10 protein-coding genes are annotated in these 15388 nt (G+C 44.1%); 6 read left to right on the top strand and 4 right to left on the bottom strand.

Annotation, left to right across the window (positions count from 1 at the left end; all coding sequences use genetic code 11):
• Positions 1–24 precede the first annotated feature (24 nt).
• Positions 25–1458 (bottom strand): APC family permease, encoded by a 1434-nt coding sequence (locus tag PQO05_RS06670; protein WP_273631923.1) that lies wholly within the window; start codon positions 1456–1458, stop codon positions 25–27.
• A 140-nt stretch (positions 1459–1598) separates the two neighbouring features.
• On the opposite strand from PQO05_RS06670, the gene PQO05_RS06665 reads away from it, so the two are divergent.
• The 6 genes from PQO05_RS06665 to PQO05_RS06640 all read left to right on the top strand — a co-directional run bounded on the left by PQO05_RS06665 (position 1599) and on the right by PQO05_RS06640 (position 11150).
• A complete protein-coding gene (locus tag PQO05_RS06665; RefSeq protein WP_273631922.1) occupies positions 1599–3836 on the top strand; it encodes a sodium-translocating pyrophosphatase in 2238 nt (745 codons plus the stop codon).
• A 579-nt stretch (positions 3837–4415) separates the two neighbouring features.
• Positions 4416–5948 carry an amino acid permease gene (locus PQO05_RS06660; RefSeq protein WP_273631921.1) on the top strand — a complete coding sequence of 511 codons (1533 nt, stop codon included), beginning with the start codon at positions 4416–4418 and terminating at the stop codon, positions 5946–5948.
• A gap of 93 nt (positions 5949–6041) precedes the next feature.
• Positions 6042–6830, top strand: a complete 789-nt coding sequence (locus PQO05_RS06655) for a carbon-nitrogen hydrolase family protein (protein ID WP_273631920.1) — start codon at positions 6042–6044, stop codon at positions 6828–6830.
• A 15-nt stretch (positions 6831–6845) separates the two neighbouring features.
• Entirely contained in the window at positions 6846–8024 is a 1179-nt protein-coding gene (locus PQO05_RS06650) for an MFS transporter (protein ID WP_273631919.1), read from the top strand.
• A gap of 35 nt (positions 8025–8059) precedes the next feature.
• Positions 8060–8590 (top strand): MarC family protein, encoded by a 531-nt coding sequence (locus PQO05_RS06645; protein WP_273633575.1) that lies wholly within the window; start codon positions 8060–8062, stop codon positions 8588–8590.
• Positions 8591–8792: 202 nt separating this feature from the next.
• Complete coding sequence (locus PQO05_RS06640; RefSeq protein ID WP_273631918.1) at positions 8793–11150, top strand: TonB-dependent receptor; 2358 nt, start codon at positions 8793–8795, stop codon at positions 11148–11150.
• Between the two features lie 82 nt (positions 11151–11232).
• On the opposite strand, the gene PQO05_RS06635 is transcribed toward PQO05_RS06640, so the two are convergent.
• Genes PQO05_RS06635 through guaA form a run of 3 tightly spaced genes read right to left on the bottom strand, consistent with a single transcriptional unit; the run spans position 11233 to position 15207 of the window.
• Positions 11233–12453, bottom strand: a complete 1221-nt coding sequence (locus PQO05_RS06635; protein ID WP_273631917.1) for an RsmB/NOP family class I SAM-dependent RNA methyltransferase — start codon at positions 12451–12453, stop codon at positions 11233–11235.
• On the bottom strand, positions 12450–13721 hold the full coding sequence (locus tag PQO05_RS06630) for a type 1 periplasmic-binding domain-containing protein (protein ID WP_273631916.1): 1272 nt from the start codon (positions 13719–13721) through the stop codon (positions 12450–12452). The genes PQO05_RS06635 and PQO05_RS06630 overlap by 4 nt, the downstream gene beginning before the upstream one ends.
• On the bottom strand, positions 13678–15207 hold the full coding sequence (guaA, locus tag PQO05_RS06625) for a glutamine-hydrolyzing GMP synthase (protein WP_273631915.1): 1530 nt from the start codon (positions 15205–15207) through the stop codon (positions 13678–13680). The genes PQO05_RS06630 and guaA overlap by 44 nt, the downstream gene beginning before the upstream one ends.
• Positions 15208–15388 lie beyond the last annotated feature (181 nt).

Below are 15388 nucleotides of genomic sequence, written 5' to 3'. Positions count from 1 at the left end.
ACGCGGTGGGAGAATCACTCCAATCTAAACCGGGCTTTCATAAACCTCTTCCTTTACATTCCTTTGCGAAATATAATAAATCGGGATACCAATCAATACAATAATAAAACCAGGCCAGGTAAACTCAGGTTTGTAGATGATCAATAACACACAAAACGTTAAACCCATTATCACATAAATGGCAGGCAAAATCGGATAGCCAAATGCTTTATATGGCCGTGGCGCATCGGGACGTTTTATGCGGAGGATATAGATACCGAGAATTGTCAGCACATAGAAAATTACCACTACAAATGAGATCATATCCAGCAGATCGCCATACCTGCCGCTGAGGCAAAGTAACGAGGCCACTAAACACTGAATCCACAGACCAAATTCTGGTACTGCGTTCTCGTTCAGCGTACCTGTCCGTTTAAAAAACAGGCCATCTTTAGCCATCGTATAGTATACACGTGCACCGGCGAGGATCAACCCGTTATTACAGCCGAAGGTGGATACCATAATCATCAATGCAATAACCACTGTACCCACATTACCGAATATTACATGCGAGGCTGCAACGGCAACACGGTCTTTCTCGGCATTGGCAATATCATGTAGTGGTAATACGGCGGTATACATTACGTTGGCCGAAACGTAGATCAACGTTACAATCAGAGTACCTAAAAATAAGCTTAAACCTACGTTGCGTTGCGGGTTTTTCATTTCGCCGGCAATAAAGGTTACGCTGTTCCAGGCATCACTACTGAAAATAGAACCCACCATTGATGCTGCAATAGCCCCCAGCGCCGCCGTAATACCTAAACCGGCAACTGTGCCCGTTGTGCTTAGCGAGTGGATATCCCATGCGTTAGTCCAGTTGGCATGCCATACATCGCCTTTAAACATAATAAAGCCGAAAATGATTAAGCCGAATAAACTCGCCAGCTTGGTTAGAGTGAATGTTGTTTGGATGATCTTGCCCGTTTTAACACCTCTTGTATTGATATAGGTAAGCAGGATAATCAACACGATAGATACAATCTGCGCTGCACTAATATGAAAGTTACCTGCCTGAAACAGAATATTATCCTCACTAACCGCAGGGATCAGGTAGGCCGTAAATTTCGAAAAAGCCACCCCTACTGCGGCAATAGTGCCAGTTTGTATTACGGCAAAAAAGCTCCAGCCGTATAAAAAAGCAATGAGTTTATTGTAAGCTTCTTTCAGGTACACATATTGCCCGCCTGCTTTGGGGAACATGGCGCTCAGTTCGCCATAACTTACGGCAGCAGTAAGTGTCATAAAACCGGTGAGCAGCCAGATAGCTATTAACCAGCCGGCCGAGCCTACGTGCCTGATAATGTCGGCACTTACAATAAAAATACCTGAGCCAATCATGGAGCCTGCTACCAGCATAGTGCCATCGAGCAAGCCCAGCTCGTGTTTCATTTCTTTCTTTTCGGGGGTATGTTCCATCAATAGTTTGTGAATTGGAGCCCTAAGCTATTTAAAAAATTTAACATGCCCATACAGGCACTACAAATTCAGTGTCAAATACTTGCAAGTCCCAAAAATTTTACGAACATTCGTTTTATACCAATTATATACCTGACTTTATGGATTTTTTGAACACTTACTTAATTTATCTGATCCCTGTTTTCGGGCTCATCAGTATTGCCGTCATGATCGGCAAGTCTGCCTGGGTAACCAAACAGGATGCCGGTGATGAGGGCATGCAAACCCTTGCCGGTTACATTGCCGATGGCGCTATGGCATTTTTACGTGCAGAATGGAAGGTAATGAGTTACTTCGCCGTTATTGCCGTTATTTTGTTGGCTTGGTCGGGCACCACTGTTGCCACCTCGAGCCCGGTTATTGCCGTTTCATTTATTATCGGGGCATTTTTATCGGCTTTCGCCGGTTTCCTCGGTATGCGTATTGCCACTAAGGCCAACGTACGCACCACACAGGCTGCCAAAACCAGCCTGGCCAAAGCACTTAAAGTATCTTTTACCGGCGGCACCGTGATGGGCCTTGGCGTTGCCGGTTTAGCTGTTTTAGGTATTGGTTCGTTATTCATTGTGTTTTACACCATTTATGTTAAAAACGTACATGGCAATGTAAACGGCGAAGAAATGCAGAAAGCCCTCGAGGTTCTGGCAGGCTTCTCTTTAGGGGCTGAGTCTATCGCCTTGTTTGCCCGTGTTGGTGGCGGGATCTACACCAAAGCTGCCGATGTTGGCGCCGACCTTGTGGGCAAGGTTGAAGCCGGTATCCCCGAAGATGACGTGCGTAACCCCGCTACCATTGCCGATAACGTAGGTGATAACGTGGGCGACGTAGCCGGTATGGGTGCCGATTTATTCGGATCATACGTGGCTACCATGTTGGCAACCATGGTTTTGGGACGTGAGATTGTATCGCATGATAACTTTGGCGGTATTGCACCTGTTTTATTACCGATGCTGATTGCCGGTATCGGTTTGATATTTTCGATCATCAGCGCCTCATTTGTCCGGATTACCAAAGAGACTGATAGCGTACAAAGCGCACTAAATATTGGCAACTGGATGGCAATTGTATTAACTGCCATTGCCACGTTCTTTGCCGTGAGATGGTTACTGCCCGAAGGTAATTTATACCTCACCCGCGATTTGGATATTAGCGGTAACATCAAAGCAGGATCACTGGTATTTACCAAGACAGGTGTGTTTCTGTCGATTGTTGTGGGATTGATTGTGGGTACACTGATGTCGATCATTACCGAATATTATACCGCTATGGGTAAACGCCCGGTGATGACTATTATTCGTCAATCATCAACCGGACATGCTACCAATATTATTGCAGGTTTGGCTGTTGGGATGGAATCAACCGTGTTACCTATTTTGGTATTAGCATCGGGTATCTATGGATCATATCACTTTGCCGGTTTATACGGTGTGGCTATTGCTGCCGCAGGTATGATGGCAACCACTGCTATGCAACTGGCCATCGATGCTTTCGGGCCAATTGCCGACAACGCAGGTGGTATTGCCGAAATGAACCAGTTACCCGAAGAAGTACGCCACCGTACAGACAACCTGGATGCTGTAGGTAACACTACTGCTGCCACAGGTAAGGGATTTGCCATTGCATCTGCAGCTTTAACTTCACTGGCTTTATTTGCGGCTTTTGTAGGTGTAGCGGGCATCGATCATATCGATATTTACAAGGCTGATGTACTGGCCGGACTGTTTGTAGGTGGGATGATTCCTTTCATTTTCTCGGCATTATGTATTGCGGCGGTAGGTCGTGCAGCGATGTCGATGGTAGAAGAGGTTCGCCGTCAGTTCCGCGAGATACCGGGTATTATGGAATACAAAGCCAAACCCGAGTATGAGAAATGCGTGGCAATCTCAACCCAGGCATCAATCCGCGAAATGATTGCGCCCGGAGCTATTGCATTGATCACTCCCATCATTATCGGTTTTGCATTCGGCCCCGAAGTATTGGGTGGTTTGCTGGCCGGTGTAACCGTATCGGGCGTGCTGATGGGTATGTTCCAGAGCAATGCCGGTGGTGCATGGGATAACGCCAAAAAATCATTCGAGAAAGGCGTAGAGATCAACGGTGAGATCTACTACAAAAAATCGGAACCACACAAAGCTTCAGTTACCGGTGATACCGTGGGCGATCCATTCAAGGACACCTCCGGTCCATCGATGAATATTTTGATTAAGCTGATGTCGATCGTGTCTTTGGTAATTGCACCGCATTTACATAAAGAGGTGAATACGAATAAGCATATTCAGAAAGAGATTAAGATACAATCGATGATTGTACATGTAGGGAAGGCGGAGAAAAAAGCATAAACAAAGAAGGGAGGAATCAAGCCTCCCTTCTTTGTTTATTACCAACTCGTCATTGCGAGGTACGAAGCAATCCCCGATATACAGAGCGGCTCTATAAAGTTCGCGATTGCTTCGTACCTCGCAATGACGTGCTTACGGTGGTTACCCGCACATTCCTAAACCCGATTGCAGCGGATACCGGCCTCGCGCTTAATGCCTCGTGCAGTATAAGCGCAAAGCGGGACTACTGGAACATCAATGCTATTGTACCTGCTTTCAAAAAGCTCATGCATAATTCTATAGAATATCTAAATTATCCTATAGAATTTATAGTCATTTAGCATTTATCAAGTTTATCTAAAACTACATTACCCGGCCAAACACCTTAACACTTACATTTTGGTGATTTTCAATGATAAATTTGTGTCAAAAGCACACTTTGAACCTTATTTACACCTTCAAAAAGCCGCAAATACATCTATTTAGGTTAATTGTTTTCTTATTCTTGATTGTTACAAGCACCCCTTTCCGTTTTTGGAGAAAATTAAGTACGTTTGGGACTGCTAAACATGATTAAATCCTTACAACTGAACAAAAACAATGAGTTTATTTATTAAGAAGTCCATTCAGTCGTTGTTGGCTGCGTCAGCCGAATCGGAGAAGACCTTAAAACGCACCCTTGGGCCAACTGCATTAATTGCATTGGGTATAGGTGCTATTATTGGTGCAGGCTTATTTGTACGTACAGCTGCTGCTGCTGGTGGTAACGCAGGCCCTGCGGTTACTATATCTTTTATAATTGCTGCCGTAGGGTGCGCCCTGGCCGGTTTATGCTATGCCGAATTTGCCAGTATGATACCTATTGCCGGTAGTGCTTACACCTACTCTTATGCCACTATGGGCGAATTTATTGCCTGGATAATTGGCTGGGATTTAGTACTCGAATACGCCCTGGGCGCGGCTACCGTGGCCATTGGCTGGTCGCAATACCTCAATGATTTACTCCAGACCTTCTTTGGGCTCTCCATACCTTACGAGTGGAGCCACTCGCCTTTCCAGGTATCTGATGCGGGAGTTCACGGCCTGGTTAACTTACCGGCTATCTTGATCATCTTTTTACTTACCTTATTGCTGATCCGCGGTACTGCAGAATCTGCAGCGGTAAATAACATTATCGTATTGGTAAAAGTAGCTATTGTATTACTGATCATCGGTTTCGGCTGGCAGTTTATTAACCCGTTAAATCACACACCTTACATGATCCCTGCTGATGCCGGAAGCATTAAATTAAACACCGGTGTAATGCACAACTACGCCGATTCGGGCAACCACGGCTGGTTTGGGGTTTTACGCGGTGCAAGTATCGTATTCTTTGCCTTTATTGGTTTCGATGCCGTATCAACAGCTGCGCAGGAAGCTAAAAACCCACAAAAAGATATGCCAATGGGTATCTTAATTTCGTTGGTTATCTGTACTGCTTTATACATCCTGTTCTCGCACGTATTAACCGGTATTGCTTCATACAAAGAGTTTTTAACACAAGGCAGCGAGGCTTCGGTTTCTTATGCAATCCGCCATCACATGCCGGGTTTCGAGTGGCTGGCTAAACTGGTTACCGTGGCAATTCTGGCAGGTTTCTCATCTGTGATCCTGGTGATGTTAATGGGCCAAACCCGTGTATTTTACACCATGAGTACTGATGGTTTAGTACCGGGCGTATTTTCTAAGCTGCACCCAAAATTCCGTACCCCATACAAATCACAATGGTTGTTCTTTGGTTTCGTATCTATTTTTGCGGGCTTTGTACCAGATAGCATTGTGGGCGATATGGTAAGTATCGGTACCCTGTTTGCTTTCGTATTGGTTTGCGTGGGTATCTTTATTTTGCGTAAAACAGACCCTAACATTAACCGCCCTTTCAAAACGCCTTTATATTACATTGTATGCCCTCTGGGTGCAATAGTTTGTTTGTTTATGATTGCGAGTGAAGGCTGGGAAAACTGGGCACGTTTAATTGTATGGTTAATTATCGGCTTTATTGTTTACTTTACTTACAGTATTAAAAACTCTAAAGTTCGCCATGGTATTGACGAGATCCCTAATGATCCGCCAAATCCAAAATATGTAGAATAACACATTTTTGTGACATTATTGAAGAAGGTTCTGTGCAAGCAGAACCTTTTTTTGTTGATATTGCCTAAGAATTATCACCTGTTATCATTCCAAATGAAAATAGCTTTAACCTCGCCCCCATTTCCAAAATCAATTAACGATGGTTTATTCTGGGTAGATAAACTGGCCAAAGAAGCAGCCGAAAAAGGAGCAGCCATTATCTGCTTCCCGGAATCGTACATCCCAGGTTACCCTCTCGCTGAATTTGAGGTAGAGCAGCCTTCTCAAGAAGAACTTACAATGGCTCTGAAGCAGGCTTGTAAAATTGCAAAGCAGCATCGTATAACGCTTATACTACCGATGGATTGGTACGATATGGGCTTCCTCAATGTTGCTTTCGTAATTTCTGATAAGGGCTCAGTAATGGGTTATCAAACCAAAAATCAGCTTGATCCATCAGAAGATAATCATTGGACACCGGGTACGGAACGACATATATTTGAGGTACAAGGCGTAAAATTTGGCATTGTAATTTGCCACGAAGGTTTTCGTTACCCCGAATCTGTGAGGCAACTGGCAAGGCGTGGTGCCAAAATAGTTTTCCACCCGCATTTTGCAGGCAGCAATAAGCAGGGCACTAAACCCGTTGTATGGGGACATCCTGATAACCCTTACTATGAAAAAGCCATGATGATGCGTTCGATAGAGAACACTATTTATTTTGCCAGCGTAAACAACGCGACAGAGTTCCCGGAATCGGCTACCTCATTAATTGCGCCTGATGGTAAATACATAGCCCACCAACCTTACGGCGAAGCGGGTGTACTGGTAGCCGAAATAAACCCCGACCTTGCAACCGGCTACTTAGCCAACAGATTAAAACCAGAGCTTTATCAACAATAATCCCAATAATTTTAAATGAAGGCCGATAAAAATCTGTGGGTACTGATCTGTGTTTGCGTAATTAACTCGCTGGGCTTCGGCATCATTGTTCCGTTAATTTATTCGTATGGTAAAACCTTTGGCATTAATCAGCAAACGGTGGGTTACCTCACGGCATCTTTTTCTATTGCACAGTTTTTTGCTACGCCGCTTTTAGGTGCAATCTCAGATAAATGGGGACGAAAGCCGGTATTGGCTATCAGTCTGGCCGGCACTTGCCTCTCCTTCCTCCTATTTGCCACAGCTCATAGCATAGTGATGCTTTTTGCCGCGCGCATACTGGATGGTATTACAGGCGGCAATATCTCGGTAGCTCAAGCCATGATATCTGATACGGCTACGCCTAAAGACAGGGCGAAGAAGTTCGGCTACCTTAGCTCGGCATTTGGTTTTGGCTTTATATGCGGGCCTGCGCTTGGTGGTTTGCTCAGCAGGTTTGGCATGCAGTTTCCGTTTTATTTTGCCGCGGGGATTGCTTTGCTGGGTACATTGGCAACCGTATTTCTGTTAAAGGAGACCTATACTAAAGATAAGCGTGTAAAGGGTGCAAAAAGCAAATTTACATTTGCCTCTTTAGCCACCGTCATGAAAAAGCCTGTTATCGGCACTGCGGTATTAACCGGTTTCTTTTTAACGATGGCGCAGTTTACCATGATCATCGGTTTCCAAACCTTTAGTGTTGATGTGCTGAAGATAAGCCCTACTAACATCGGCTTATTTTATGCAGGCTTTGCGGTAACGGGTATTATTATGCAGATGTGTGTATCGCTATTTACTAAAATATTCCCGTCTAAATCGGTGATCTTGTTACTCTCTACCATGTTGTGTATGGCGGCTATGTTTGCGGCGGGCTTTACCAAAACTTTTTTCTTTTTTGCGGTATGCCTGTTTGTTTATGGCTTGTTTAATGGTTTACGTAACCCTATGCTCAACGCCATTATTGCCGACCATAACGATCCGCGTAAGCAGGGCGAAATACTCGGCGTTAACCAATCGTACGCCTCTATTGGCCAAACGCTTGGGCCTGTTGGCGCAGGGCTGATCAGTGCTATCTCTATACATTCGGTATTTTTTCTGGCTTCATTTTATATTTTAATCGGGTTTTTGCTTACTTTCAGGTTGAAATCTAAAGAACAACAAAACTGCATCGAGTGACCTATTTCGACTTTAACCAAATACTATCTGTAACCATGATCCTTTTTGCCATCATTGATGTGCTGGGGACCATACCCGTTATCATCGAACTGCGAAGCCGCGTTGGGCATATCCAGTCAGAAAGGGCAAGTATTGCAGCATTGGTATTAATGGTTGGTTTTCTGTTCGCAGGCGAAGCTATCTTAAAGGTAATTGGCCTCGATATTGCATCATTCGCCATTGCAGGTTCGTTGGTGATCTTCATCATTGCCATGGAAATGATTATGGGTATTAACCTGTTTAAAGAGGAAATGCCTACCACTGTTTCTATCGTACCCATCGCCTTCCCGCTTATTGCAGGTGCCGGCACCATGACAACCCTGCTATCCCTTAAATCGCAATACCAAACCCAGAATATTGTTGTGGGTATTGTAGTAAACACCATTGTGGTTTACCTGGTGCTAAAAAACGTGCAATGGCTGGAGAAACTGCTCGGCCCAACCGGGGTAAATATTTTGCGTAAAGCATTCGGGGTAATTTTATTGGCTATTGCTATTAAGTTGTTTAGGAGCAATACGCATTTGTAGCCCCAGCCCCCTAAAGGGGGGAGTAACCTTAGCTACCGTCCCGATTATCATCGGAATGGTCAAACTATGGCAAGGTTTCACCTTGCGTAAGCTGGAAGCTTACAATAGTATAAGTCACAAGTTACGCTACGCTAAACTTGCGACAGCGTGATAAACCCAATCCTGCATTTTGCGCAACATAGTATTGTTGTATAATTGCAGCATGAAAATTATTTCTACCTTTCTACTGTTCCTTTTCATATCTTTTTCTGTTAAAAGCCAAACACCGGTTAATCTATCGGGGTCGGTTTACAATACGCAACATCATCCAATAACCGGAGCCACTGTCCGAATCTTAAATACCAACTACAATACTGCCACAGATAAAAACGGTCAATTCAATTTTAAACAAATTACTGCCGGTAAGTATACACTCAATATCAGCGCTATCGGTTATGCCGATAAAAATCAGCAGATCAATATTACCGGGCAAAATCAGCAAATCAATATCCAACTTAATCCATCCAACAAGCAATTGGATGAAGTAACAGTAACAGCACAAAAAACTGAACAAGATCAGCAAACTGTACCGACCGCCATTACTACACTCAACGCCAGACAAATTGCCAATTACAGGTTATGGGATTTAAAGGATCTAACTGCCATTGCACCTAACCTATACTCGGCCGGGCCGGGCGATAACCGTACAGTTACCGGAATTAGAGGCATTGTAACCACCTCTTACGATCCGGCGGTTGCTACTTATGTTGATGGCGTAAATCAATACAACCTGGATACTTACATCCCGCAATTATTGGATGTGGAACGAATTGAAATTCTAAGCGGGCCGCAATCTACACTTTATGGCCGCAATGCAACGGGCGGTGTAATTAACATCATTACCAAACAACCCTCTAATACATTAAGCGGCTTTGCGGGGATTGATTTTGGCAACTACGGCCAGCAGCGTTATACACTTGGCATTAAAGCGCCTTTAATAAAAGATAAACTATACCTCGGCATTGCCGGAGTTTATTCGGGCTTCAACGGTTTTTACACCAATACTTATAATAATAGCCATTTCGATAAGCAGCATTTCTTTCTCGGTAATTACTCGCTTAAGTTTCTGGCTAATTCAAAGCTTAATTTTAACCTGAACGTTAAGAATTATAACAACCGCAACAATGGCGCTTTCCCGCTGGCGGGCTCATCAGCAGATGCGTTGAGTAAGCCATACCATGTGGATCAAGATGCGACAACCAAAATGATTGATAATACCTTCTATTCATCTTTAGCTGTTAACTATACGGGCCGAAGTTTCAATTTCACATCCCTATCGTCGTACCAGGTAAACAACCGCTATTATACCACACCAATCGACGGCGATTTTTCGCCGCTTGATGCCGTGTCTATCGTAAATAATTATGGCGACGGCTGGAATAAGGTAAAAACCGGCATCCAGGAATTTCGTTTCACCTCCCCGGCCTCAGCCTCTAAATTAAAATGGACTGGCGGCTTGTATGGCTTTTACCATTATGCACCAAATAAACAAGGCACACATTACGGTGCGGATGCCGCAGCCTTGGGTTCGCCGGTGTCAGATTTTACCAGCATCAACACCAATACCGACCGTGACCTTGGCCTGGCAGCTTACGGACAGGCTACTTATACCATCACTCATCATCTGGATATTACAGCAGGTTTAAGGTATGATTACGAACATAAGAAAGAAAACGTAATTGGAGAATACCAGCCCGATGGGCAACCCGCCATCGTAACCCAGGCAGATACATCGGCCAAGGCTAATTTTAAGGCTTTCTCACCAAAGCTTAATATCGATTATCACCTTTCGGCCAATAATAATTTATATGGGGGTTACAGCCGTGGTTTCAGGGCTGGTGGCATAACAGAGTTATCGTCAGATCCATCACAGCCACCGCTTTATACATTTAACCCGGAGTATAGCAATAACTTTGAAATTGGTTCGAAAAATAATTTCTTCAATAACAAACTGCGCTTAAATGCCGATGTGTTTTATATCCACGTAAATAATGCACAGGTGCCCACGCTTATTTTGCCTGATGCCATAACCGTTACTAAAAGCGCAGGCAGGATGAACAGCAAGGGCGCAGAACTACAGCTTAATGCCCTGCCCATAAAATGGCTTAGCGTTGATTATAGCTTTGGCTATACCCATGCCCGTTATACTGATTTGGTAGTTGGCAATAATGGTGTGGCTGTTGATTTAAAAGGTAATCACCAGATCTTTACACCTGATGTTACCTCTATGCTGGCCGTTCAATATAATTATGAACTGGAAGGTACGCAATCGGCACGGCTTACTGCTCGCGGAGAATGGCGTTACCTTGGCGATCAATACTTTGATCTCGCTAACCAGATTGAGCAAAAAGCTTACAGCAAATTTAACGCGCGTTTAGGTTTGGAAACTAAAAGGTTTGGCCTGTTTTTATGGGAGCGTAACATAGCCAACAAAAAAGTAATTGATTATGCTTACGATTTTGGAGCATCACATTTGGCTAACCCGCGTACTTATGGGGTATCATTAAGTACTACTTTTTAAACAGAAATAATATAAGTAAGCTGAAAGCTTACTATAGTACGGGTCACAAGTTACGCTGCGCTAAACTTGCGACAGCATCTTCTTATTGTAATGTCATATTCATATCAAACGGGATAACTTCGGGCTCAGGAACCGGGCGCGGGTTCTGGATTAAGCGGGCAGCGAACATGGTGTCTGCTTTGTGCGTATAGCCTTGCAATACTTGCTGGTCTTCGAGTCTTAGGTTGAGATTTTTAACGAGGTAATCAACCACCTCTTCGTTCTCTGCTTTAAAGGCTGAGCAGGTGATGTAGATTAAGGGTTTACCTTCTTTAAGGTATTTGGTAACGTTTGGCGTAATAGTTTTCTGTAAACGCTGGAAAAACTCCATCCGATGATCTTCAAAGTGACTGATCATCTCCGGCGTTCGGCCCCAGGTGCCCGAACCACTACAAGGGGCATCAAGGATAATACCATCGAATTCATAGTTGGCCAGTTCGGGGTCAACATTGCCGGTTAGGTCAACCAGTTTCTTTTGATATTTGCGGATACCGGCCTGTTCGAAACGCTCGTCGAGGTTAGCCAAAATACTTTCACGAATGTCTGATACCACCAGTTTAACTGTAGGCTCCTGTTCGTACAATAAAAGCGATTTACCGCCCGATGCTGCGCAGGCATCCCACCAGTGCTCCCATTTCTGCGGTTGAAAGAATTGGGCTGTTTGCTGCGATGAACGGTCTTGCACCTCGAACAAATGTTGTTTCTGGAATATGTTTTCGAGGCGGGTTCCGTTAGGTAAAGAGAGGCAGTTATTGCCTTCATCCTTAAAAGTAACCTCGGCTTTGGTGAGTTCGCTTTTAACCTGATGCTCAAAGCCTTTACGTACCCGGATAAATAAATCGGGCTGGATAAAGAATGATTTGAGGAATGCTTCGCGATCTATCCCTGCCGAAAGCTTATCGCTCCAGGGGTAAACATCGGTTAGTTTAAAATCAGGATAAGTAGCTTTAACAATGGCAAGCTTTTCATCCAAAGTAAAGCCAATACAAGCAGCCCAATCGGGTTTAAAATGCTGAATAAAGGAGTTAAGCTGGTTATTGCATAAAAACTCGGCAACCATTAAACGGTCTTCATCAGGGTGATTGGCCAAAGCCCTGCCTAAACGAAAATAGTTATAGATGAGCCTGCTGGCTACCTTACGGTCGGTAGAACCCATTTGCTTGTTTTGCCTGAAAAAACCGGGTAGAAACTTGCCGAGAGGCACGTCAGCCGGGTATTCAGCCAAAATTCGTTGAAAGGTTTTAAGCTGGTTCAGAGCCTTCATTCTATCGCTTTTAACTCAAAGTTAACGTATTTCAAAATATAAACATGGGTGTTTACCCAACCTGTTCCAGGTTTTTTTACGAAATGGAAATCGTTATGCAAACCTTCAAAATCGTGCTGCTCTGGTTTTATCGCACCGGTTTCGTCTTCAGCCAATACACGGCCGAAATATAAGCCTTCATCAAAACCTTTAATCGCAAATTCGCTTGGCTCCAGGTGATAGGCTTTGCGATAGGCCTTAATAAAGGCAACCATGCTGCCTGATTTGTAATTAACATGATCACTTGAAGTAATCACTGTTTTCAACCGTTGCAACAGGTCTTCTTTCAGAAAAGAAAGCTTTTCCCAGCTCGGATGACCTATCAAAACTATCGGATAATTCTTCGCCAAAGTATCAAGCGAACGAAGTGTTACCTGCAAAAATGCCTGGTTAGTAGATGGCATCACAAACACGTTAGGTTCTGTTTTAGAAAGTTGCGGCAACAAAGCTGTTAAGCTACCCCGCACCACCACAAAAGGCACAACCTTGGTTTTCAGCTTGCTTAAACTATCCATTTGTTGCTTAAATGGCGTAATGTATTTATTCTCTTCAGAAAAGCCCGATTTCAGGATAAATACCTTTTTAGCCTTCAATCTTTCAAAAACATACTGCGCACTCCTACGGGCATGGTAAGCCAGCGGCGGAATAACAGTAATTAAGTCGGGGTTATGAAAGCCCGCGGGCGATGACGGTGACAGCGGCGATAATAAAGGCTTCCCTCCCACACCAAAAGCTTTGATCCCGTCTGGAAATATCGGCCCAACTATTAAATCGCTATTGCGAATTTTAGGGTTAAGCGACAGGTTATGCGCCTCGGCAGGGATGTCTTTCGAATCGAATAATTGCAAACGGTAGTTATAGCCATTAGCCGTTAATGAATCGAGTGCCAGTTTAAAGCCCTGGTAATACTCAACTCCCATATTAGCCTTTTGCATATCGGCTTTGCTGTACTTACCACCGGGATTTAAATTATCCAGGTTTAAAGGCAGCAGCATACTAATACTCGAAACTTTTTGCGATTGCAGTACCGGCGGCGGTAGTTTTGCTGTCGGTTTATTAACCGGCTTTTCAATAGCCTTTGCAGGCGGAACTACCGGCTGGGGTTTCGGGCTGGTGGCTACCGGATGTGTTTTAGGCGAACACGCTGCCGCCAAAAACACAACCGATAGTATCAGCAGCTTATATTTATTCCCACTCAATGGTAGCCGGTGGTTTCGAACTAATGTCATATACTACCCGGTTGATACCTTTTACGTTGTTAATGATTTCATTTGAAATTTTAGCCAGCAGGTCGTATGGCAAATGGCACCAGTCGGCTGTCATACCGTCTAATGATTCAACGGCACGTAAACATACTACATTTTCGTAAGTACGCTCATCGCCCATTACCCCTACCGACTGTACAGGCAAATAAATTGCGCCTGCCTGCCAAACTTTATCATAAACACCGGCCGAGCGTAAATTGTTGATGTAAATTGCATCGGCTTGTTGCAGTATGTCAACCTTCTCCGGTGTAATTTCACCCAAGATCCTGATAGCCAGACCCGGACCCGGGAAAGGGTGGCGGCCTAAAATATTATCATCAATACCTAACGCTTTACCCACTTTACGTACTTCGTCTTTAAACAAAGTGTTTAATGGCTCAACCACTTTAAGCTTCATAAAGTCGGGCAAACCGCCCACGTTATGGTGAGATTTAATAGTGGCAGATGGGCCTTTAACCGATACAGATTCGATCACATCAGGATAAATTGTACCCTGGCCTAACCATTTTACATCCTGTACCTGGTGTGCTTCATCATCAAACACTTCGATAAATACGCGGCCAATGGCTTTACGTTTTTTCTCAGGGTCTGATAAGCCGCTCAACGCATCATAGAAACGTTGTTTGGCATCAACACCTTTTATATTTAAGCCCATGTGTTTGTACGATTCGAGTACCGACTCAAATTCGTCTTTACGCAACAGGCCATTATCAACAAAAATACAATGCAGGTTTTTACCGATAGCGTGGTGCAGCAATACCGCAGCAACCGATGAATCCACCCCGCCTGATAATCCTAATACTACTTTATCATCACCCAGTTTTTCTTTCAGGGCAGCGATGGTAGTTTCAACGAATGAATCCGGGGTCCAGTCTTGTGCGCAACCGCAAATATCAACCAAAAAGTTTTGCAGCAATTGCTTGCCGTCAATACTATGGGTTACCTCTGGGTGAAATTGGATACCGTAAGTCTGCGTACCTTTAATCTGGTAAGCAGCAACCTCTACATTATCTGTACTGGCAATGATCTCGAAGTTATCGGCAATACGTTTAATGGTATCCGCGTGTGACATCCAAACCTGTGAATTGCCCGGTATATCTTTAAACAGTGGGTTTTGCTGATTAATGTAGTGCAAATTAGCACGGCCGTATTCGCGTGTGTTTGAAGCCATTACTTCGCCGCCATTAAAATGGGCAACGTATTGTGCGCCATAACAAACGCCCAGGATAGGCAGTTTGGTGTGGTGTTTGGCAAATTCGAAATGCGGTGCATCTTCCTGGCGTACAGAATACGGGCTACCCGAAAGGATAATACCTTTTACTGAACTGTCTACTTCCGGAAAATTATTGAATGGATGGATCTCGCAATAGATATTGAGCTCCCTAACCCGGCGCGCGATGAGTTGTGTAAACTGCGAACCAAAGTCAAGAATGAGGATTTTTTCTTGCATGGGCAAAGATAATATTTTGAGATGAGATTTGAGATGAGAGATTTGAGATTAGTAGTGAGGCAGTTTAATCATTTAGGTAAATTCTGGCGTCATCGTGAGGTACGAAGACAACCTCTTGCTCACAGAAGGTAATGCTTTGTCATGTCAGTAACCGGATTAAAGATTGGTGCTACTATTAAAG

The sequence above is a fragment of the Mucilaginibacter jinjuensis genome, from assembly GCF_028596025.1.
Classification (GTDB): domain Bacteria; phylum Bacteroidota; class Bacteroidia; order Sphingobacteriales; family Sphingobacteriaceae; genus Mucilaginibacter; species Mucilaginibacter jinjuensis.
Note: the sequence above shows the minus strand (reverse complement) of the source record. Positions and strands in the feature narration are given on the sequence as shown.

Coding starts and splice junctions, on each gene's coding strand:
- PQO05_RS06645 (WP_273633575.1), top strand. CDS start 8,060: ATGATCCTTTTTGCCATCATTGATGTGCTGGGGACCATACCCGTTATC.
- PQO05_RS06635 (WP_273631917.1), bottom strand. CDS start 12,453: ATGAAGGCTCTGAACCAGCTTAAAACCTTTCAACGAATTTTGGCTGAA.
- PQO05_RS06660 (WP_273631921.1), top strand. CDS start 4,416: ATGAGTTTATTTATTAAGAAGTCCATTCAGTCGTTGTTGGCTGCGTCA.
- PQO05_RS06665 (WP_273631922.1), top strand. CDS start 1,599: ATGGATTTTTTGAACACTTACTTAATTTATCTGATCCCTGTTTTCGGG.
- PQO05_RS06640 (WP_273631918.1), top strand. CDS start 8,793: ATGAAAATTATTTCTACCTTTCTACTGTTCCTTTTCATATCTTTTTCT.
- PQO05_RS06655 (WP_273631920.1), top strand. CDS start 6,042: ATGAAAATAGCTTTAACCTCGCCCCCATTTCCAAAATCAATTAACGAT.
- PQO05_RS06670 (WP_273631923.1), bottom strand. CDS start 1,458: ATGGAACATACCCCCGAAAAGAAAGAAATGAAACACGAGCTGGGCTTG.
- guaA (WP_273631915.1), bottom strand. CDS start 15,207: ATGCAAGAAAAAATCCTCATTCTTGACTTTGGTTCGCAGTTTACACAA.
- PQO05_RS06650 (WP_273631919.1), top strand. CDS start 6,846: ATGAAGGCCGATAAAAATCTGTGGGTACTGATCTGTGTTTGCGTAATT.
- PQO05_RS06630 (WP_273631916.1), bottom strand. CDS start 13,721: ATGACATTAGTTCGAAACCACCGGCTACCATTGAGTGGGAATAAATAT.